This is a genomic window from Arthrobacter sp. UYP6, from assembly GCF_040547315.1.
In the GTDB taxonomy this organism is placed as follows: Bacteria; Actinomycetota; Actinomycetes; order Actinomycetales; family Micrococcaceae; genus Arthrobacter_B.
In genome coordinates this window covers 25,075-43,998 of the sequence record NZ_JBEPPM010000027.1, presented here as the reverse complement: position 1 = coordinate 43,998, position 18,924 = coordinate 25,075, and the positions used below count along the sequence as shown (strand labels likewise).

At 64.3% G+C, this 18,924-nt stretch carries 21 protein-coding genes; 7 read left to right on the top strand and 14 right to left on the bottom strand.

Annotated features, from left to right (window positions below):
- Positions 1-175: 175 nt before the first annotated feature.
- From ABIB35_RS17860 to ABIB35_RS17835, 6 genes are all read right to left on the bottom strand, one after another.
- The gene (locus ABIB35_RS17860; RefSeq protein ID WP_354183080.1) at positions 176-682 is read right to left on the bottom strand and encodes a hypothetical protein; all 507 of its coding nucleotides are present in this window, start codon (positions 680-682) and stop codon (positions 176-178) included.
- A gap of 52 nt (positions 683-734) precedes the next feature.
- The gene (locus ABIB35_RS17855) at positions 735-2,924 is read right to left on the bottom strand and encodes an alpha/beta hydrolase (RefSeq protein ID WP_354183079.1); all 2,190 of its coding nucleotides are present in this window, start codon (positions 2,922-2,924) and stop codon (positions 735-737) included.
- A 2-nt stretch (positions 2,925-2,926) separates the two neighbouring features.
- Entirely contained in the window at positions 2,927-3,301 is a 375-nt protein-coding gene (locus ABIB35_RS17850; RefSeq protein ID WP_354183078.1) for a DUF6507 family protein, read from the bottom strand.
- Positions 3,302-3,432: 131 nt separating this feature from the next.
- Positions 3,433-3,999 carry an MOSC domain-containing protein gene (locus ABIB35_RS17845; protein ID WP_354183077.1) on the bottom strand — a complete coding sequence of 189 codons (567 nt, stop codon included), beginning with the start codon at positions 3,997-3,999 and terminating at the stop codon, positions 3,433-3,435.
- Positions 4,000-4,064: 65 nt separating this feature from the next.
- The gene (locus ABIB35_RS17840) at positions 4,065-4,613 is read right to left on the bottom strand and encodes a DUF1697 domain-containing protein (protein WP_354183076.1); all 549 of its coding nucleotides are present in this window, start codon (positions 4,611-4,613) and stop codon (positions 4,065-4,067) included.
- Between the two features lies 1 nt (position 4,614).
- Positions 4,615-4,998, bottom strand: a complete 384-nt coding sequence (locus tag ABIB35_RS17835) for a serine/threonine protein phosphatase (RefSeq protein WP_354183075.1) — start codon at positions 4,996-4,998, stop codon at positions 4,615-4,617.
- Between the two features lie 105 nt (positions 4,999-5,103).
- On the opposite strand from ABIB35_RS17835, the gene ABIB35_RS17830 reads away from it, so the two are divergent.
- Entirely contained in the window at positions 5,104-5,802 is a 699-nt protein-coding gene (locus ABIB35_RS17830; RefSeq protein ID WP_354183074.1) for a M15 family metallopeptidase, read from the top strand.
- Positions 5,803-5,821: 19 nt separating this feature from the next.
- Positions 5,822-6,019 carry a hypothetical protein gene (locus ABIB35_RS17825; protein WP_354183073.1) on the top strand — a complete coding sequence of 66 codons (198 nt, stop codon included), beginning with the start codon at positions 5,822-5,824 and terminating at the stop codon, positions 6,017-6,019.
- An 8-nt stretch (positions 6,020-6,027) separates the two neighbouring features.
- Here the strand turns inward: ABIB35_RS17825 and ABIB35_RS17820 are convergent, their stop codons facing one another.
- Positions 6,028-6,474: a MarR family winged helix-turn-helix transcriptional regulator gene (locus tag ABIB35_RS17820; protein ID WP_354183072.1), complete on the bottom strand. Its 447-nt coding sequence runs from the start codon at positions 6,472-6,474 to the stop codon at positions 6,028-6,030.
- Between the two features lie 127 nt (positions 6,475-6,601).
- On the opposite strand from ABIB35_RS17820, the gene ABIB35_RS17815 reads away from it, so the two are divergent.
- Complete coding sequence (locus ABIB35_RS17815) at positions 6,602-7,693, top strand: hypothetical protein (RefSeq protein WP_354183071.1); 1,092 nt, start codon at positions 6,602-6,604, stop codon at positions 7,691-7,693.
- Between the two features lie 93 nt (positions 7,694-7,786).
- On the opposite strand, the gene ABIB35_RS17810 is transcribed toward ABIB35_RS17815, so the two are convergent.
- Both ABIB35_RS17810 and ABIB35_RS17805 read right to left on the bottom strand, forming a co-directional pair.
- Positions 7,787-9,265 (bottom strand): amidohydrolase, encoded by a 1,479-nt coding sequence (locus ABIB35_RS17810; RefSeq protein ID WP_354183070.1) that lies wholly within the window; start codon positions 9,263-9,265, stop codon positions 7,787-7,789.
- A complete protein-coding gene (locus ABIB35_RS17805; RefSeq protein ID WP_354183069.1) occupies positions 9,262-9,906 on the bottom strand; it encodes an FMN-binding negative transcriptional regulator in 645 nt (214 codons plus the stop codon). The genes ABIB35_RS17810 and ABIB35_RS17805 overlap by 4 nt, the downstream gene beginning before the upstream one ends.
- Before the next feature lie 97 nt (positions 9,907-10,003).
- Between ABIB35_RS17805 and ABIB35_RS17800 the strand changes: the two genes are divergently transcribed.
- Entirely contained in the window at positions 10,004-11,386 is a 1,383-nt protein-coding gene (locus ABIB35_RS17800) for a CoA transferase (protein ID WP_354183068.1), read from the top strand.
- 127 nt (positions 11,387-11,513) lie between these two features.
- On the opposite strand, the gene ABIB35_RS17795 is transcribed toward ABIB35_RS17800, so the two are convergent.
- The 3 genes from ABIB35_RS17795 to ABIB35_RS17785 all read right to left on the bottom strand — a co-directional run bounded on the left by ABIB35_RS17795 (position 11,514) and on the right by ABIB35_RS17785 (position 13,539).
- Positions 11,514-12,344, bottom strand: a complete 831-nt coding sequence (locus ABIB35_RS17795) for an SDR family oxidoreductase (protein ID WP_354183067.1) — start codon at positions 12,342-12,344, stop codon at positions 11,514-11,516.
- Between the two features lie 104 nt (positions 12,345-12,448).
- Positions 12,449-13,012: a TM2 domain-containing protein gene (locus tag ABIB35_RS17790; RefSeq protein ID WP_354183066.1), complete on the bottom strand. Its 564-nt coding sequence runs from the start codon at positions 13,010-13,012 to the stop codon at positions 12,449-12,451.
- Between the two features lie 158 nt (positions 13,013-13,170).
- Positions 13,171-13,539 carry an SdpI family protein gene (locus tag ABIB35_RS17785; RefSeq protein WP_354183065.1) on the bottom strand — a complete coding sequence of 123 codons (369 nt, stop codon included), beginning with the start codon at positions 13,537-13,539 and terminating at the stop codon, positions 13,171-13,173.
- 423 nt (positions 13,540-13,962) lie between these two features.
- Between ABIB35_RS17785 and ABIB35_RS17780 the strand changes: the two genes are divergently transcribed.
- From ABIB35_RS17780 to ABIB35_RS17770, 3 genes are all read left to right on the top strand, one after another.
- Positions 13,963-15,549 carry a GH25 family lysozyme gene (locus ABIB35_RS17780; protein ID WP_354183064.1) on the top strand — a complete coding sequence of 529 codons (1,587 nt, stop codon included), beginning with the start codon at positions 13,963-13,965 and terminating at the stop codon, positions 15,547-15,549.
- A 122-nt stretch (positions 15,550-15,671) separates the two neighbouring features.
- A complete protein-coding gene (locus tag ABIB35_RS17775; protein WP_354183063.1) occupies positions 15,672-15,818 on the top strand; it encodes a toxin-antitoxin system HicB family antitoxin in 147 nt (48 codons plus the stop codon).
- A gap of 160 nt (positions 15,819-15,978) precedes the next feature.
- Positions 15,979-17,409 carry a CAP and S-layer homology domain-containing protein gene (locus ABIB35_RS17770; RefSeq protein ID WP_354183062.1) on the top strand — a complete coding sequence of 477 codons (1,431 nt, stop codon included), beginning with the start codon at positions 15,979-15,981 and terminating at the stop codon, positions 17,407-17,409.
- Positions 17,410-17,436: 27 nt separating this feature from the next.
- On the opposite strand, the gene ABIB35_RS17765 is transcribed toward ABIB35_RS17770, so the two are convergent.
- Positions 17,437-18,417 (bottom strand): NAD-dependent epimerase/dehydratase family protein, encoded by a 981-nt coding sequence (locus tag ABIB35_RS17765; RefSeq protein ID WP_354183061.1) that lies wholly within the window; start codon positions 18,415-18,417, stop codon positions 17,437-17,439.
- Between the two features lie 119 nt (positions 18,418-18,536).
- A complete protein-coding gene (locus tag ABIB35_RS17760; RefSeq protein ID WP_354183060.1) occupies positions 18,537-18,875 on the bottom strand; it encodes a hypothetical protein in 339 nt (112 codons plus the stop codon).
- Positions 18,876-18,924 lie beyond the last annotated feature (49 nt).

Sequence of the window (18,924 nt, the reverse complement as noted above, 5' to 3'; positions counted from 1 at the left end):
AGAGGAATACGAGCAGACATATTATGATCTACAAACCGGCTTGTTACCCGACGACGCCGCCAACAAACAGGCGGCATGATTCCCGGGACGGTTCAGTACCTGGTGAAGTTTTCATATGCCCATGCATCATCCAAGTGTCCATAAGGGGTTCTTTCGGCCGTGTCCGGTGGGGCTTTTAGCGTGTTTGTGCACTGACCTGGCGCCTGAGCGAGGGATGGTCAGAGCACTCACTTCGGAGGTTCAGCCGCTGCTCCCCGTCGTTTGCACCGTAGTCAATGAACGCTCCGTCCGACCGGTTGGCGCTGATGATGTAGGTGTTCTTGGTCTTGTTCCCCGGCGGGGGGTCCATGGACCGGGCGAGGTCATATCCCCGCTCTTCCATGTAGGCCCTCATCTGTTCCCGGGCTTCGCGGGGATCAACATCGGCAGGAGGTCCCAACAGCCCAAACTGCATAAAGCGCTGCTCAGCACCGTCGGCCGTTTTTTGGCAGGGGGCCGGGTTGAAGGCAATGTCGGGAGCCTCCGGATTCCACGGCGAACCGTCAGCGTACGTCCAGCCCGTTGTCCCGGTGGCATCAACCGCGTCGGCTGCCAGTTCCATGAAATCGTCGAAAATCTCGGCCGCCGGCCGGCCGGAGGACTCAGCGGCTGCGCCGTCGGCAGCGGGCGAGTTGTTCTGCACGGGGTCTCCTTGGACACATGAACTCAGGGTCAGCAGGGCAGCTATTGCGGCGCTAGCGATAGCGGTACGTCTCAACGATTCTGCCCGCCGTAAACTCGAGCATTCGCCATCGCGTCTTAAAGTAGTCATCTGCCGCCCTCTGCTGGGAATCAACAATTCTGTCAACCATAAACTGCGAAACATCTACCACCCCGTTGAGCTGCCGCCGGCCCGCTTCTGCTTCCTCTGCAGCGACGCGCTGCACGTTATCTATGTAGGGGTTCAAGGGATTCTCGAGGGGCCCGATATCCGGCAGATAGTGCTTCTGCAGCCGGTCTGACACAAACAACAAACCGTCCTGCACTGAATCACCTGCACTGTTGTAACCGTCCTGAAGTGCGTCAACAGTTTGTGCTGCTGCCACCTGCAGCGCATCCACGCTCCGCCCCGGAGCGTAGTAGATATCCTCGGCTGTCTCAGCGAGGTCCCTGACACGGTCAACCCGGTCGTCTGCGGCGGACTGGGGAATGAGATCAAGGGACGACCCGCCTCCGGCGCTGGCTGCCGAGATTTGGAACAGGCTCGCGGTGTCATAGTCGAGGTAACCGCCGCCGAGTTCATTGTCCAGGAGACCGGCGTGTTTGCGGGTGCCCTGCATGCCGTGGCCGCCGTTCGTGCCGCCAAGCTCCGGCACGTCCGCGCTGAAAACCTTCGCGCCCCAGGCTGCCGCGCTGGGACTCACGCGCGGGTCGCCCAGGTTTGACCCTGCGATGCCAACGGGGGCAAGGAAATCCGCGCTTCCTTGGGCGGCGTACACCTCCAGGGCGTGCAGATCCGAAGCTGCACTGGCAGCTTCGGGGTCGACGCCGGCCGAACCGTAGAACACCACGGCGTCCACCGTGTGGATAGTCTGGCTCAGCGCGTAAGCCGCCGTGGTGGTTCCGTAAGAATGGGCAGTCACGCTGATCGACGGGATATTTGTGTTCCGGGTGTAGAAAACGCCGTCCAGGGCCGAGGCAAGCCTGGCTCCTCCGATACGCGCCTTGTCCGAGAACAAGACTTCGGTGGAGGGAGGGTTGTGCGGCGAGTTGTATCCGATCCAGGCCAGAACGGCATGGCGTGAGGTGAAGTTCGTCTGCTCTGTGTAGATGTTGTTGGCCGCCGACACCGCCCCTTCCATATCCTGCGTGGAGCTGCCCATGCCCGACACATTCACGGTGATATTGGTTGCCGTATCCATATTGCCGATGGCGACGGCGGCGAGGGGCGGTTCGGACGGATCGAAGGCGATGAGGGTGAGCATTACCTGCGTTGCCTTGGTATCGCGTTCCTGCAGGGCCGCCCTGATGTTCTGGTAGGCCGCCCGCTGCGCATCCGTAGCCCGCCATGCCGGTTCCATGACCAACCCCAGGGTGGTCAGATTCGCGGCGGCGCGGATGCTGTAGGGCACACCCTCCAGATTTCCGACGACGGCGGGCAAAGCCTGCGTGAGAGCCTCCTGCTGGTCTGTGCTCAGGGACTGCCAGAACGAGGCCTGCCGATCAGCCGCCAAGCCGGCCCTGGGCGGATACACAGCGGATTCCGGGTAGTCCCGTGCGAAGGCCCGGTAATCGTCGGGGGCCATGCCGCCCAGGTAATCGTAGTAACGCTGCACGTCCTCGGCTGAGGCGCCGGGGGAGAGTGCCCGTCGATGCAGGGCTTCAGCTTGGTGGCTGAGCAGGTCGAGTGTGTCCGAAGAGTAGAACGAGGACACATCGTTGGCGGACCGGCCGACTGCTGTCAAAGCCGTCAGGCAGACGGCGCGCGCCTGTTCGTAGTCTGCCGCCAGGGTGTCGGCCCGCTCCTGAAATATCGACTGATAGCGGAACAGGGTGTTCTCAAATTCGGTGCCCAGCGGGTCTTCCTCGCTGCTGAGCCTGGACAGCAGGTCACTTTCCGCCGCGGTGATTTCGGTCTGCAGGTTGGCCCTGGCGCTGCGTACCGTCCGGACAGCTTCCGCAAAGGTGGTTATGGCCCGGGCGACGGCGGCCGTACTGTCCACCAGATCGGCGGCCTGGCGCGCTGGGACGGTCAAGGCGCTGAGAACAAGGTACTTCTGCGGGGCGTTGTAGATACCGTCGAGGGCACGCCACTTGTTGGCCGCATCCGAGACGGGCGACTCAAACCGTGCTCCGGCGGCAGCCAACAGCGGAGCCTGCTCCTGGAGGACTTCGGGATCCGGAACCCGTTGGGTGGCCGAGAGGTCGATGTAGATAAGGGCCATTTCTACTGCACCATCCAGTATCCGGAGCCGCCGGAAACTCCTGGAGGTGCAGGAACGGCCTCGGCCAGCGACGCCGCTTTCCGGGCGGACTCCGCCATCTCACGGTCCCCCTCGGCATAGGCGTTGATGCTTTCCCGGGTTCCGTGCACTGCATTGTTGCACCGGAGCAGAATGTCGGTCATATCGTTGGCGATGACAGCGAACCGCAGGTGGTCAATGGCGTCCGCAAGTTCCGGGCAGTGCAGGAACGCCGTTTCCAGCACGTTCAGCGCCTTCTGCGCGGCGTCTTTCGCCGGTTCGCAGCCAGCAAGCAGCGTCTCCGCGTCCTTCAGCAACGAGAGTGCTCCGGGCACCTGTACGTTCCAGTTTTCCCCCATGCCGCACACACTAGAGCAGGAAACGGGCAGGGACCATGAGGTGCGGGCATCCTGTGGACAACCGGGAATCTGCCTAACGGCTCCGCTAGAACGGCCCCGCTAGAATGGCCCCGCCGGACAGGGCAGCGGGCTCAGGGGAGCCGGCCGGGCCTCGGGATCGAGGGACTGAAGGCCCGCGCCGGATCCAGGGGAACAGGGCTCACGAGAACCGCCGGACCGCGCAGGAGAACGCCGCTGCTCAGCGGCCGGCAGCGCAGGCCGCCCCGCCCCCGCATCGCGTGATGTGCACCGGGGGCCAGGACCCTGTCCATCCAGCTACACGGGTGGGCGTGCCGGCCGCCGTGAAACTCGACGCTGCCGCCGGGCGATGAAAGGGTGAAGTCCTGCCCAATGAGCGGCGCCAGTTCAGCACCGCGGAGCACCACATTTCGGCGCGTGAGCAGCGGATCAAAGGGTCCGGCGTTGAGCTCGGCGGCAATTGCCTCCAGTGACTCAACGGCAAACAGGGTTACGGCCGCGTCCATGTGGGCCGCCTTGCCGAAGAACCGGTCACCCACGATGCCCTTTCCGGCCACCACGTCCATCCGATCGGCGTCGGTGCTGGGAACATCGGCTGCGCCGTCCCGGGCGCGGCCAAAATAGGCGTGACCGCCGGAGACGAGCAGGTGCAGGATCTCGACGTCGTACGCGTAGTTCATGCCTCCACGCTAGCCGCTCCCCGCCACCTATTCTCGAAAACAAGCTGGCTGCGGTGACTGTTGCGTTAGTGCAGTGGGAAGCGGTCCCACAAGTTCATTGTGGTGCTCCAGCTGCGGATGGTCATGGACTTGTAGAGCGGCGATGCCACGATGGCACCCAACCTGCTTCGGGTGCGTTCAGCGCTCAGGCGCTGTGAATAGATAACGCCGTTACCGGGCCAGACGACGTCGACACCCTCCCGCGGACGAAAGGCGGTCATAGCCGTCTCGGCGTCGATTCCCATCAGGAAGATCGCATCGGAGTGGTACTTGTCCGGCTGCTCACCGAACGCCTCCGGCTTGTGGTCCACGATGCCCCGAAGCTGCTCCGGGGTGAGCACCAGCACCTTGACGAGCTCGTCATCGAGATCGAACTTCTCCACTAGAACCGCTTCGATGTCTTCGCCCAGCTGCTCAGGGGGACCGGGGGAGTTCAGGAGGACGTTTCCACTCGCAATATAGGTCGACACCTGCTGATAGCCAAGATCCTCCAGCTCCTGCCGCAGTGCTTTCATGGGGATCTTGTTCCTGCCGCCCACATTGATGCCGCGCAGGAGGACCAGATAAGGATTCATGTCAGGACCCCTCCTTGGCAGCAGTCTGGTGGAGCCGGTCTGTCGGCAGCAGGACTTCGATAGAGCTGGTCATATCGGCAGCCTTGGCGATCGCCCCTGCGGCGGCGAAAGCCACGGACACCCGGTCCCGACGGACTTCCTGGATAAGCACCGGCACCCGATCGCCGTCCAGATCCAGCCACCAATCCTCCACGAACATTGCCAGTCCGAGGTCATCCAGCAGGTTCTCCGCCTCGTCGAGCTCTAGAGCCTCCGCCTGCTGCCGATGCAGCAGGTCGTACGGGATGAAGGCTCCGTCAGCGGTCATGTGGATGTAGCCCACGTGCTCACCGTCCAGGGAGCGACGGTGGTCAAAGGTGTTTTCCGGCGGCAGGTGCTGGGGCATGGGAGCACCCTAGCATCGGCCGCCCCTGACGGAGCGTGTCTTCACCGCGTCGCTGCCGCCGAGCCAGCGGCAGATATGGAACAGTTTGCGGGGGGAGGGACAACCATGCCGCGTCAGCACGTCACCACGCACATCGCTATCATCGCCGGAGTATGCATCTGCCTGCTGATGTACCTTTCCTGGTCCGGTTCCAAAGAGCTCCCAGCGACGTCGGCGCAGCCCGCCGCGGCTGCCGTACTGGAGTTTGACTCCCCGGGCAGCGCCCTCGCCGTAGTCAATAAGCACCGGCCGCTGCCCGCGGACTACATTCCGCAGGACCTGGCCGATGCCGCTGGCGTGCCTCTGCGGGCAGAGGCTGCAGCTGCGTACCTGCAGATGGCCGCGGAAGCGGGGGCCACCGGAGTTCCCATCTCCGCGGTGAGCGGCTTCCGGACCGGAGGCGAGCAGGAGCACCTGTACACCTCCTATACGGACAGCTTTGGGCCGGAGGCCGCGGATTCCATTTCGGCCCGCCCCGGATACAGCGAGCACCAGACCGGGCTGGCCATCGACATCGCCAACCCGGACGGAACCTGCGGCCTGGAGTCCTGCTTCGCCGAGACGCTGGCGGGTTCCTGGGCCGCCACCAACGCCCAACACTACGGCTTCATCATCCGCTATCCGGCCGGAGCCGAACACATCACCGGGTACGCCCACGAACCCTGGCACCTGCGCTATGTGGGGACGGAACACGCCCGCACAATGCACGAGGCCGGCACCACCTTGGAAGAATTCCTGGGACTTCCTGCCGCGCCGGGTTACTGACCACTTTCAGGGAGGTGTCATGAAAACGGTGAAGGGCTTCGGCCGGCTTCTTATGGAGCTTCCCCAGCCGGCCCGGAGCGGGCTCTGGATCGGTTATGCGGCAGTCTTGGCCGGATTCCTGTTCAGTGTTGTCACCGGACGATCCGGAGCCGTGTTTGTTGGCATGGGAGTATCCGGAGCGGCGTTCGCAGTCACCGGATGGTGGCTTCTGGAGTGAAGGGTTTGCTATTCGTCCTTGGCAGCGTTGAACCGCTCCAAGGCGGCAGCGAAATCCTTCAGCTCGGGTTCACTCCAGCCGTCCAGACGGTTGCGCACGGCCTCCCGGTGAATGGCTAGGGACCGCTTGAGACGGTCTGCACCCTCATCCGTGACGGACAGGGCGCGGCCGCGGCGCGGCTGGTGATCGCCGTCGTCGCCCTCTACCACCAGGCCAAGGTCCGCCAGCGCATGCACCTGACGCGAGACGGTGGAGCGGTTCAGCGAGAAGGCGGAAGCAATGTCCGTGGCGCGGCACCCGGGATTGCTGCCGATAAAGGCCAGCAGTGACTGCTCCACCTGCGACAGCGGCGCGTTGATCCGCCGGGAGCGTGCAACCGCGCGGCGATAGATTGCGTCGATTTGGTCGTAGACGCTTCCTATTGCCGTGTCCCTGGATTTGTCCTGTTGTCCCACGTCTCCAACTTACCTTCTCCTGCGGCAGCCGAACCGCGGCATCCGCTCCATGTTGCACTATGCAACAATGGAACGTTGCATAGTGCAACTTACGTCGGAATTCTCCGCCTGTATCCAGAGAGGTCCCATGTCCGAGCCGTCCGCATCCGTTCCGTCACCTGAAGTTGTCCACGCTGATCTGCCACCGGGACGTGCCGGCGGCATGCCGGGAGCTCCGTTTTGGAAAGCGCTGGGGCTGCACCTGCTGATTCCGTTCTTTCTGGCTGCGGGGATGGGGCTGGCCTATCTGGGTGCCTTCCACGAGCCCGAACCGAACCATTTGTCCCTGGGCGTGATCGGTACCGGAACCTCAGCGGAGGTCTTCGCCCAGCAGCTCAACGACGCGGAGCCCGGCCGGCTGGATACCCGGGTGGTGGGGGACGCGGAGCAGGCCCAACAACTGATGACTGACCGCGAGATTTCAGCGGCCTACGAGCCCGGCGAGGATGCGGCCACGCTGTATGTTGCCTCGGCTGCATCGGCCACAACGGCGGAGGTGGCCAAGAAAATCTTCCAGCCGCTGGCTTTCGACCAGCATCTGCCGCTGGACATTGTGGACGTGGTTCCCACGAACGAGCATGACCCGACCTCCCAGGGGCTCTTCTTCCTGCTGGTCGGGCTGAGCGTAGGCGCCTACTCCAGTGCGGTGGCCATCTCCGCTGTTGCCGGACGGGTCTCCATCTTGTGGCGGGCCGCCGTCGTTCTCGGCAGCTCCGCGGTGATTGCGGGGATCGGCGTGGTCATCGCCGGACCGATCTACGGAATCCTCGAAAACGGGCTCGGGAGCATGTGGTTGTTGTCCTGGCTTTACGTCACCACGATTGCCCTGCTGGGCGTCGCTCTGCATCCGGTGCTGCGCAAATGGACCACGCCCACCCTCACGCTGCTGTTTGTCATGCTGAACTTCACCAGCTGCGGGGGCATCTTTACGGCCGAAACGCTGCCGCCGTTCTTTGCCGCACTGGGGACCTTCTGGAACGGCGCAGCCTGGCTGCACGCGGCGCAGAGCCTGGTGTACTTTCCGGGCCAGTCCTTCGGTATTGATGGGCTAAAGCTGGCGCTGTGGCTGGTCTTCGGGGGCATCCTGCTGGTCCTGACCCATCTGTGGAGTGTCCGCCGGATCCGGCTGTCCGATGAACGCGCACGGGTCCGGGAAGAGGAAGAAATGGTTGCCGCCTAAGGTTCCCCGGGACGACGACGACGACGGCGGCGGAGGCGGCGGAGGCGGAGGCGGCGGAGGCGGAGGCCGGGACGAGGGATCGGCAACGGTCCGTTAGAGGTCACTCCAGGTGAACCGGCCGCCGAGCAGGGTCGCAGCCACCGGCATGGTGCGCAGTTTTTCCGCGGGCGTGTTCAAGGGATCCATCTCGGTCACGGCAAGGTCCGCCGCCTCACCCACCTGCACCTCTGACCGCCCGCGGGCGCTCGCTGCAAGGGCAACCTCGGCCGGCACACATTGCTCGGGGTGCCACGGCTGACGGCCGTCCCTGCTCCGGCTGACCGCGGATGCCAGCGCAAACCACGGGTCAAGGGGAGCCACCGGGGCATCGGAACCAAGCCGCAGGGGCGCTCCGGCTCGGTGCAGGGAGCCAAGGGCGAAGGCCCGGCCGGTCCGGCCGGGCCAGAACATGTCGGCTACGTCCCGGTCATCCATCGCGTGTTCGGGCTGGACGCTGGCCGCCAGGCCCAGCTTCCGGAAACGGACAAAGTCCTCCTCCCTCATCAGCTGCGCATGCTCGATCACTCCGGTCATGCCCAGTTCGCCGAAGGTGTCCAGGACCATGGCGTTGGCACGGTCGCCGATGGCGTGAATCGCCGCGCTGATCCCGGCGTCGCGGGCGGTGCCCATGAGCGTCCGCAGTTCGTTCATCGGAACCGGGTTCTGGCCGCAGGCATATTCCCGGTCTGCGGAAAGCCCGGGATAGGGGTCCCAGCACCAGGCGGTGCGGGTGTTTAGCGAGCCATCAACTATGACCTTGAGCGGGCCCATGGTGATGAGTCCCTGCTCGTCCAGCACATCGCCGGTCTTCACCCCGAGTCCGACGGTGGCTGCCAGCCGGTCCGGCCACACGGAGACCTCAACCCGCAGTGCGTCAACGCCGTGGAGCACGCGCTCGGGCCACAGCCGCAGGTTGTCCGCGTTTTCAAAGTCCACAATGCCGACGACTCCGCGGCGGGCCGCCGCGTCAGCGGCCCGGCGGTAGGCATCAAACGAGATGGCGTCCGGATCTTCAAGCTTTTCCAGCGTCCGGAAGCACTCCGACTCCCGGACCATCCCGTCGTCGTGCCCGGCGATGCCCAGAGCGCCGAGCGCTGGGGTGTTGACCCAAGCACAGTGCAGATCTGCGCTGATCAGGACCACCGGCGTCGCGCCCGTGACGGCATCCAGGCCCGCCAGCGTGGGCCCGTCCGGCCAGAGCGCATCGCGGAAGCCGAATCCCACCAGGGTTTCCCTGCCGCCCGCGGCCCCAACGGCAGCCGCAACCCGCGCCAGCAACTCCGCCGCGCTGCCGGCACCCGTCAGGTCCAGCCGCTGCTGCCGGATCACCCACTGGCTGAAGTGGACGTGGTTGTCCCACAAGCCCGGGATCACAAAACGTCCGTCAAGGCTGCAAACATCCGTGCCCGGCCCCGGAGCAGTTGCCTGCGCCGGAAGAATGGAGGCGATGCGTCCGCCGTGCAGCGAAATGTCATACCGCCCCGGGCGGCCCGGGAGCGAAGCGTCCTGAAGCAGGATGTTAGGAGGGTTCACGAAAGTCCGCCAAGGGCTTCCACGTTGACCTGCCGCATCCGGTCAGCCAGTGCGGGGTTGGCATACGGCCCGGGCTGCTGCAGATGGTCAATGACGCTGTGGATGGTTTCAGGACTTTTCCCCTGGCTCATCTTTTCTTTGGCCTCAATCCGCGTAATCCGAAGGCGGAACCCCACGGTGCCCCGGACGATGCGGTGCGCATACTCGCTGTTCTCGCTGGTTGCGTGCAGCAGATGGGGTTCGGGCAGCGGAGCCTCGAAGTGTTCCACCAGCCGGTCCAAAACTGCCAGGTTTTCGTCATCGGACAGGATTTCCGGTGTACCCCAGAGATGGGCGACGGCGAAGTTCCAGGTGGGCACATTGGGTTGGGAACCGTACCAGCCGGGTGAAATGTAGCCGTGGGGACCCTGAATGACGGCCAGCATCTCGTGCTGCCCCAGCCCGTGCTTGACCTCGTCCGGCCGCCCGATATGGCTGAGCAGGACAATTCCTTCAGCATCCTCCTCCAGCAGGACCGGGTAGTGTGAGGCCACCATTCCGCGGCCTTCCACGTGGCTGACGAAGGTGCACCAGGGATTACCGCGGATGAGGTCCTTGATGGCCTCGGCGTCATAGAGTGCGTAGTCGGGATTGTCTCTCATGGGTCCTTCCAATGGCTCGCCGCGTCCGGGTCACCCTAACAGCACAGGCCACCGGCGCCGCTGCGCAGCCGCCGGGGATGACGTGCATACTTCGGATATGACGATGAACACCCCCGTCCCGGCGCTCTGGCGCAGCCTGGAACCGCTGTTGCCCAACGGCTTCGAGCCGGCACGGTGGTCAGGGCCGCGCTGGTGGTGGGCGGGCCGGCTCGACGTCGAAGGCCTTGGCCTGGGTGCGCTGCAGGCGCTGGCAACCGCCGTCGCCGCCTATGCGTCCCCGGCCGGGCGTCCGGAGCAGGTCAGTCTAACGTCCGACGGCGTGGCCTCCTCGTTCTCCTCGTTTACCCACCTGCGCATCAACGGTGAGGCAGCCAGGGGATTCGCCCCGTTGTCAGGGTTCCGGCGCACCGCAGACGGCTGGGTCCGGCTGCACGCCAACTATCCGCATCATGAGCGCGCCCTGCTGGCCGCCCTGGAGGTGGCGGGACCGGCGGAGGTGGACGACGCCGTCCGCAGGCTAACCTCTGCAGGGGTTGAAGACGCGGTGACGGCGCACGGCGGGTTGGCTGCGGCGGTGCGGACTCCCGAGCAGTGGAAAGCCTCCGAGCAGGGCCGGGTGCTTCTCGATGAGCCCTGGCTCCGGCTGGACCTCGAGGAAACCGCTCCCGCTCCGCCGGCTCTGTCGAGCGGCGGAGATGGGATTCTGGCGGGACTGCGCGTCCTGGACCTGACCCGGGTCATTGCCGGCCCGTCCGGCAGCCGGATCGTCGGCGCTTTGGGGGCCGATGTGCTGCGCGTGGATCCGCCCGCTCTTCCCGAGCTGGAGGACCAGTACCTGGATACCGGGTTCTCCAAACGCAGTGCCGTCGCGGACTTCGGGGACCCGGATGCCTACCGGAGGCTGCGCTCGCTGCTGGTGGACGCCGACGTCGTACTCACCGCCTACCGCGCCGGATCCCTGTCCCGCTTTGGGCTTGACGCTGCGTCGCTGCGTGCTGATTACCCCGGGCTGGCGGTAGTTTCCGTGGACGCATGGGGGAACCGCGGGGCGTGGGCCGGGCGGCGCGGTTTCGACAGTATTGTGCAGGCTGCCACGGGTCTCTCCCACCTCTATGGAAGCGCGGGGGACACCGGGCAATGGCAGCCCGGTGCCCTGCCGGTGCAGGCCCTCGACTATGCCACCGGACTGGGGATGTCTGCTGCCGCCGTCGCACTGGCGGGCGCACGTATCCGCGGAGTGATCGGATCGGCTCATTTGTCATTGGCGCGGACGGCCCAGGAACTGATGCGGCTGCCCGGCCCGCCGCCCGGCGCCGAAACGGTGGTGGCCGAACCTGCGGTGCGCAGCTGCCGGAGTGATTACGGTGAGCTGGTGTACGTGCCGCCACCGCTGCTGATTGCCGGAACGCAGCTTGAGCACCGCTGGCCTCCGCCGCGCTACGGCAGTGCCGAACTGGCGTGGATGGAGCAGGATCGGTGAACGTGCAGTCCGACAGCAACAGTGACAGTTGTTCGGGGGACAACTACCCCGGCGGCAGCCGGGTCTTCAGCAAGATGACGGGCTGAGGCCGGCTTTCCGCCGGTTGCAGCCCGCCGTCCAGGCCCGCTTAGCCGACCAACCGGGCGCGCTGGGAGGTGTCGACGGCGGCTACCGCACCGCCGTCGACCAGCAGATCCACACCGGTGACGAAGCTGGCATCGTGCCCCAGCAGGAAGGCCGCAGCGTTGGCAATGTCGCCCGGGGTGCCCACCCGCTTGGTGCCGGAGCCTTCAATCATGGCCCGCATCTGCGCACCCGATTCACCGGCGAGCTCCTGCTGGCCCATGGGCGTGGAAATGACGCCGGGGCTGATGGTGTTCACCCGCGCCCCGCGGGCACCCCAGGCCAGGCTCGCCGTCTGCACCCGCACCTGATTGGCCCGCTTGGCGATGCCATAGGCGTAGCCGGGATTGTCAATTTCGGCGAGGAACGGCACCAGAAGCAGATCATCTGTGGGCACCGCCGCAAGGCTGGCCAGGGCGTCAGCGGGAATCTGGCTGCCCACCATGTAACCGGACATGCTGGAGATGAAGACGCCTGACCCGCCCGGAGCGATGACCTTTTGGAACTCGTCCAGGACCACTGCGGTACCGAACAAATCCACTTTCCAGATGGCGTCCACCGGCGCCTGGACGGGGGAGAGCCCCGCGGTATGCACGACGCCGGTGACCGTCCCCAGCTCCGCCGCCGTTGCGGCCAGCGCCGCCACAGAATTCCGTGAGGACACATCCACCCGCTGGGACACGACGTCGTACCCGTCACCCAATGCGGAAGCCACCACGGTTTCCAGGAGGGATTCGTCGAAATCAGCCAGCAGCACTTTCCGGCCGGCGCCCGAACGGCGCAGGACGGCCTGGCCCATGCCGCCCATTCCCACAATTACCAGTACCTCAGCCATGATGCTCCAATGTTCGCAGGGGTCCGGGCGGAGGAAAGGTGTCCCGGTACTCCGACACTAGCGTTCCGGGGTCCAGCGGTCGTCCCGGTTCGGTCGAAGCGCAGCTACGGCCGGAGCGGAACGCCTTTTGCATCCCTCTGGAAACTCTGTGCACCGCAGAGAATCATGATTCCCTCGATGAAGCCCCAAAGCGAGGCGAAACCAAAGGTCAAGAGCGTCAGGACCAGTTGTATGACTCCCAGGCCAATATGGCCAAGGTAGAAACGGTGGATCCCCATTCCGCCGAGGAAGATACCGAGCAGGCCAGCCGCGAGACGGGACTTCTGCTCCACATAGGGTTGACCGTAGGGGCCCTGAGGCATCTGGCCCGGGGCGGGGTAGCCCTGCTGCGGGTAGCTCTGGCCGGGGGCGGGGTAGCCCTGCTGCGGGTAGCTCTGCCCGGGGGCGGGGTAGCCCTGCTGCGGGTAGCTCTGCCCGGGGGCGGGGTAGCCCTGTTGCGGGTAGCCCTGCCCGGGGGCGGGATAGCCCTGCTGCGGGTAGCTCTGCCCGCCCGGAGCCTGTGGGTACTCCTGACCCGAAGAATTGGCATCAGGGTGCGGCGGCAGCGGCGGAATAGTGTCGTCCCGCAGTTCATTATCGGGCGTAGGATCAGGCTTATTCTCGGGCATACGTTCCTTTCACTGCGTTCCCCCAAAGGACCGCTGCTTTCTATCTTCTAGTGTGGGCTGCGGCAGGTGCGGTGGAAGTCGATTTTTATGCGCGCGGCTGCAGTCCTGAAGCACTGTAACAGCCGGTGATACGTCGTGGCGGTAAGGGACGTGAGGGGCTAGGAGCCCTGCGCGGCCGAGACCGTCCGGACTACTACTGTTTCGGCTGCCCGGTTGGCGCGGAAAGCTCCAAACCCGATCATTCCCAGCAGCACCGCAGCGGCCGCTATTCCGAGCACCCCGGCTGTCGTCTCCGACATGGGTAGTGTCATCAGCAAAACTCCAACCGTGATGTATGCGGCAGCGCCGGCGTGGGTTGGCCAGCGAGCGGCCCGGTGGCCAGCCTGCCAGGCCGCCGGCGAATGGGTGACATAGCCGACCCTGATTCCCACAATCGGATTGATCCCGATTTTCCCCCGCGCCGCACATTCCACCGCTGTCGAGAGAACCATGCCAACAATAATCGTGACAGCTCCAAGTATCTCCATGGCGGACACCCTACCGGACCGGACTTTCGCTGATATGTTCTGCCGCCGTTGCTGTTGAAGGCGGCCCACCATTGTCTTGGCTCTAGCCACGGCGCCGGGAAAATGGCTTCTCCGTGCCGCAGGTGCCGCCGTCGGCCAAATGTAGGGTATGTAACGATTTACCTGCAAAATACTCAATTCAGCTACGCCGGTCTGATGCCCGGAAAAATCGTGACCTACGGTATAAGTAGCGCGCGGGAACGAATCCCGTTGATGCGAAAAGGCAAGCAGGTTTTACCGGTGCGGGAGACTTCACCGGGATCAGCCGCCGTAGTGGCCGTCAGTACGGCACAACACAAAAGAAGAACCTTGGGGGGTTCTTCACCTCCGTGCAAAACGCGTGATCATCACCGACATCTCATCCAGGACATAATGAAAACAACAATGCTTTCCACCGGTCTCACCTCTGCAGCGCTCGCGGCGTTGCTGGCGGTCACATGCTTGGCAGGTCCGGCGGCGGCCGCCCCTGCCGTGGGTGCTGAAAGTCCAGCCAATGGCCTCAGCGAGGCCGAGCAGGCCCGAATCATTGGTGAGGGCGGCGCCCGGATGGGACAGGGGATGTACCGGCTCGATGTGTCCGGCGATGCGCAGCTGCCGGCCCCCGGCGAAGCAGGCAGCATGGAGACAGGGGAGGAGCCTCAGCCCGGTGTTCCCGAAGCGGATGTTCCCGATGCGGATGTTCCCGATGGCGCCGCGGCTGACGTTGAGTCCGGTGCCGCGGAGGGTGAGATTGCTGAGCCTTTGGGCGGAAACTGGCGTCCGGCCGGCATTCAGGGCATGGATGTCTCCAGCCACCAGGGCAACGTCGATTGGAACCGCGCCTGGGCGCAGGGCTCCAAGTTTGCCTATGTGAAGGCCACGGAGGGAACAGGGTACAAGAACCCGAACTTCAACCAGCAGTATGGCGGCTCCTACAACGTGGGCATGGTCCGCGGCGCCTACCACTTTGCGCTCCCCAACGTCTCATCGGCCGTGGATCAGGCGAACTATTTTGTCAACAACGGCGGCGGCTGGTCAGCAGACGGCAAAACGCTCCCCCCGCTCCTGGATATTGAGTACAACCCCTACACGTCCCTGGGCAATACCTGCTACGACATGAGCCAGACCCAGATGGTCAACTGGATCAAGGCGTTCTCCAACCAGGTTAAGGCCCGGACAGGCCGCACTCCCATGATTTACACGACCACGGACTGGTGGTCATATTGCACCGGAAACAGCGCGGCCTTCGCCGACAATCCCCTGCATATTGCCAGCTACAACGAAGTGGGTGCCGGGCAGCTTCCCGCCAGCTGGCGGTACTACAGCGTGTGGCAATACAGCAGCACCGGGCCGTTCGTGGGCGACTCGAACGTGTGGAACGGGACCGCAGCAGGACTGACGGCGTTTGCGCGGAACACTGCTGTGCAGGCACCGGTGAAACCGGCCCCGGTTCCGGGTCCGTACACGGATGTTCCCTCCACAATGCAGTTCGCCAAGGAGATCACCTGGCTGAAGAACTCAAAGGTGACCACGGGGTGGGCAGACGGGACCTACCGGCCTTTCCAACCCGTCACCCGTGAGGCCATGGCCGCCTTCCTCTACCGGCTCAGCGGCAGTCCTGCCTATACACCGCCGGCCAAGTCCAAGTTCAGTGACCTTGCGGGAAGTGCGTTCTATAAGGAGATCAACTGGCTTGATGCCCGGAAGGTGGCCACCGGTTGGAACGGCAACACCTTTGGACCAAAGCTGGCCATTAATCGTGACGCGATGGCGGCGTTCCTCTACCGTCTGGCCGGAAGCCCCGCCTATACCGCTCCCAAAGTTTCACCGTTTAGGGATGTTGCAGTCAACAACAAGTACTACAAGGAGATCAGCTGGCTGGCTGCCACCGGGATTTCCACCGGCTGGGAGGACCGCACCTTCCGGCCCTACGAGCCGATCAAGCGTGACGCAATGGCGGCCTTCCTGCAGCGCTACGACGCGAAGTTCTAACCATCTTCGGCGGCACGTTTTCCAGAGTGGACCCTGGAGCCCTGGAAAACGTGCTCGGCAGGTGACGTAATGAACGCCCGGCCGGTCGGCGGCGACCTTACAACGCCGATACGATTTAACGCATGAACATTGAACTGCGGATCCCGCCGAAGCTGGGACGGGAGCTGGAGGAGCTGGCAGAGGAACAGGGCGTTTCGTTGGAAACTCTTGTAGTTAACGGTGCCCGGCTGCTCTTGGAACACCGCAATCGCCGCAATCATCTGACCTAGGTGATATTCAGGCGCTCAAATCCGGCCGGACAAATCGTCCGGATAACTTGGTGTCCGGATCAAATACGGTCAAGCACCTATCCTCATTCCGGTGTATTTTCTTCGATGCCCGGGGTGAATGGGCGGAAAGTGCAGTAGTGCGGTTACGATACTCACAATCATGAACAAGAACACCGCTTTCCGTACCTGTGCCGTCCGCGTCACCGCTGCCTTTATCCTCGCAGCCATTGCCGTTCCGAGCAGCGCCGCAGCCGCCACGTTGCAGCCGCTGCCGTCCGTTTCGGAGCCGGCCGTTGAGGCCCCCGATATCCCGGCACCTGTGGTGGCGGAACCGTCCGATGCGCAGGATCCCCCCGCTGCTGCAACTCCAGCTGAAGTGCCCGAACCTGCTGAAACGACGGCCCCAGCAGGTCCTCCCGTACCGGACGGTGAGCAGCCACCGGTTGCCGATGTTCCGCCCGTCATGCCGGATACTCCCAAGCCGGACCCGGGCCTGTTGTCTCCGGAGGCGGCTCAGGCTTCCGTTGACGCGGCAGCAGCCGAGGGGCTGCTTGGTCCGAGATCCGCTGCCCCGGATGCATCCGCTGAATCGGTTCGCAGCGATCCCTTTGCCAATCAGGTATTTAACCTGATGAATGCCGAGCGGCGGGCGGCAGGTGTTCCCGCTTTGGTCTGGAACCAAAAGATCGCAGATGTGTCCCAGGGCTGGGCGGATCACTTACTGGTCGCCACCGCTGATCCGAAATTTGACTGGGCAGGCATCCACCGGCCCGACGCCGGAGGGTCGATGATCCCGGCCGGAGCCAACTGGTACGGAGAAATCATCGCCTTTAACTTTTCGGCTGCGTCCGTGGTGGATTGGTGGATGAATTCCCCCGCTCACCGGGCGGCCATGCTCGATCCCCGGGAAACGCACGCCGGAGTGGGGTATGTGGTGCCTACCAGCGGACCCTACAAGGGATGGCATCTGGTGGTGTCCAACCTGGCTGGCTATCCGAAGGCAAAACCGCCCGCCCAGGTCTCCCCCTTCAGCGATCTGCGCAGCGGGCAGAAGTTCCTGGCCGATATGAACTGGATGTACAGCAAGAGGATCTCCACCGGGTGGGCCGAGAAGAACGGCACCAAAACGTACCGCCCTCTCCAAGCAGTGTCCCGTGAGGCCATGGCCGCCTTCATGTACCGGCTGAAGGGCTCGCCGGCATACACGCCGCCAAAGAAATCACCCTTCAAGGATGTAAAGACCACCCACCCCTATTACAAGGAAATAGCCTGGCTCTCAGCCCAGGGTATTTCCAAAGGCTGGTCCCAAAAGAACGGCACTAAAGTGTTCCGCCCCACCGCCGCGGTCAGCCGTGATGCCATGGCCGCCTTTCTCTACCGGTTAAAGGGTTCGCCCAAATACACTGCACCCAAGACGTCGCCCTTTGCCGACGTCACCAAGTCCACCCAGTTTTATAAGGAAATCTCCTGGCTGGCGTCAAGCGGAGTGTCCACCGGGTGGCCGGCAGCCAACGGAAAGTCTGAATACCGCCCGGGAGAGATTATTGCCCGTGATGCCATGGCTGCCTTCATGAAGCGCTGGGCTTCCTAGCCAACGCTCCGCGGCCGGCCGGACCGTTCAGCCCGCCGAAGCGGCAAGTTTGTCGGAGAGGGCCATATAGTCCTCATCGAGTTTCTGTTCTCCGGGGTGGGCGTCGTACCAGTTCAGGATCTCCGCGGCTCCTTCCACAAACGGGATCCGGGCCTGGAATCCGGGCACCAGTGACTTGATCTTCGTGTTGTCGAAAATTACGGAGTGGGACTTGTCGCCGAGCAGGCCCGGTCCGCGGCCCGGATCGTGGGCGGCAATGGTGTCCGAGGAGACATGCACCAGTTCCGGCTCGGGCACGCCGGCGGCCGCAGCCATGATCCGGTAGACCTCGTTCCACGGCAGAAACTCGTCGGAAGTGATGGTGTAGGCGTCCCCCACGGCCGCGGGACGTCCCAGCAATCCGGTGAAGGCCTGTGCAAAGTCGCGGCTGTGGGTCAGTGTCCACAACGATGTTCCGTCCCCATGGACAAGCACCGGCAATCCCGCCCGCATCCGGTGCAGGTCCGTCCAGCCTCCGGTCAGCGGGATCATGGTCCGGTCATACGTGTGCGAGGGACGGACCACGGTTCCCGGAAAGCCCTCGTCCCGGTAGGCGGCGGTCAGCAGATCCTCGCAGGCGATTTTGTCCCGGGAATACTGCCAGAAAGGGTTGCGCAGGGGAGTGGACTCCACGATGGGCAGCCGGGCCGGCGGCTTTTGGTAGGCGGAGGCCGAACTGATGAACACATACTGCCCCATGCGGCCGCGGAACAGCTGCATACTCGCGGCCAGCTGATCCGGAACAAAGGAGATGAAGTCCGCGACGGCGTCGAACTCGCGTCCGCGCAAAACAGCGGAGGCCGCCTGCGCATCGCGGATATCCGCATGCAGCACCTCTGCCCCTGCCGGAACCGGACGGACAGTCGAGGCGCCGCGGTTCAGCAGGGTCACCCGGTGGCCCAGCCCGGCTGCCTGCTCGGCCACGGCGGAGCTGATGACCCCGGTTCCGCCGATGAGAAGAATGTCCACGTGCGCTCCCTGATGTGATGTTCACGGCAGCGGGACCTCCCGGCACCGCGCGGAGTTTTGTTCCGCCGCGCCCATTCTGCAGGATGCCGACGGTTCTGTCCCGTCCGCCGCCCCGTGGATTACGCACTCTCCTGGCTGTTGCCGGCCGTGCGCTCGCCGAGTCCGCTCTTCCTGCCGCCGCTGACCCGCCGGGTGACGGCCGATGCCCAGACCCAGGTGGCACGCCGGATTCCGGCGTCGGCCCACAGCACCTGCACCGCTTTGGCATTCCAGGTGCAGGCTTCGCCCTTGACCCTTTCGGCGGAGTTGGGAAACCGGATCCAGGCCCAGACGGGGATTCCCGGTACCGCGGTGGCGGCCGGATAGTGCTCAAAGTCCAGCTCCTCCGGGGTCAGCTCGATCGGCTCCGCCCGCCGGGCATAGCGGGCGGCGATCCGTGCAGCCGCATCCTGGTCCATAGTTAAAATTAGAACACATATTCGAATGCGGGAGTCCTCTGCGTTCCCC

Bases quoted from the DNA above. Each gene is read 5' to 3' on its own strand.
- ABIB35_RS17850 (WP_354183078.1), bottom strand. From the start codon at position 3,301: ATGGGGGAAAACTGGAACGTACAGGTGCCCGGAGCACTCTCGTTGCTG.
- ABIB35_RS17785 (WP_354183065.1), bottom strand. From the start codon at position 13,539: ATGGAGATACTTGGAGCTGTCACGATTATTGTTGGCATGGTTCTCTCG.
- ABIB35_RS17760 (WP_354183060.1), bottom strand. From the start codon at position 18,875: ATGGACCAGGATGCGGCTGCACGGATCGCCGCCCGCTATGCCCGGCGG.
- ABIB35_RS17835 (WP_354183075.1), bottom strand. From the start codon at position 4,998: ATGCCCCAGCACCTGCCGCCGGAAAACACCTTTGACCACCGTCGCTCC.
- ABIB35_RS17795 (WP_354183067.1), bottom strand. From the start codon at position 12,344: ATGGCTGAGGTACTGGTAATTGTGGGAATGGGCGGCATGGGCCAGGCC.
- ABIB35_RS17770 (WP_354183062.1), top strand. From the start codon at position 15,979: ATGAACAAGAACACCGCTTTCCGTACCTGTGCCGTCCGCGTCACCGCT.
- ABIB35_RS17830 (WP_354183074.1), top strand. From the start codon at position 5,104: ATGCCGCGTCAGCACGTCACCACGCACATCGCTATCATCGCCGGAGTA.
- ABIB35_RS17775 (WP_354183063.1), top strand. From the start codon at position 15,672: ATGAACATTGAACTGCGGATCCCGCCGAAGCTGGGACGGGAGCTGGAG.
- ABIB35_RS17855 (WP_354183079.1), bottom strand. From the start codon at position 2,924: ATGGCCCTTATCTACATCGACCTCTCGGCCACCCAACGGGTTCCGGAT.
- ABIB35_RS17780 (WP_354183064.1), top strand. From the start codon at position 13,963: ATGCTTTCCACCGGTCTCACCTCTGCAGCGCTCGCGGCGTTGCTGGCG.
- ABIB35_RS17840 (WP_354183076.1), bottom strand. From the start codon at position 4,613: ATGAATCCTTATCTGGTCCTCCTGCGCGGCATCAATGTGGGCGGCAGG.
- ABIB35_RS17805 (WP_354183069.1), bottom strand. From the start codon at position 9,906: ATGAGAGACAATCCCGACTACGCACTCTATGACGCCGAGGCCATCAAG.
- ABIB35_RS17815 (WP_354183071.1), top strand. From the start codon at position 6,602: ATGTCCGAGCCGTCCGCATCCGTTCCGTCACCTGAAGTTGTCCACGCT.
- ABIB35_RS17790 (WP_354183066.1), bottom strand. From the start codon at position 13,012: ATGCCCGAGAATAAGCCTGATCCTACGCCCGATAATGAACTGCGGGAC.
- ABIB35_RS17845 (WP_354183077.1), bottom strand. From the start codon at position 3,999: ATGAACTACGCGTACGACGTCGAGATCCTGCACCTGCTCGTCTCCGGC.
- ABIB35_RS17800 (WP_354183068.1), top strand. From the start codon at position 10,004: ATGACGATGAACACCCCCGTCCCGGCGCTCTGGCGCAGCCTGGAACCG.
- ABIB35_RS17825 (WP_354183073.1), top strand. From the start codon at position 5,822: ATGAAAACGGTGAAGGGCTTCGGCCGGCTTCTTATGGAGCTTCCCCAG.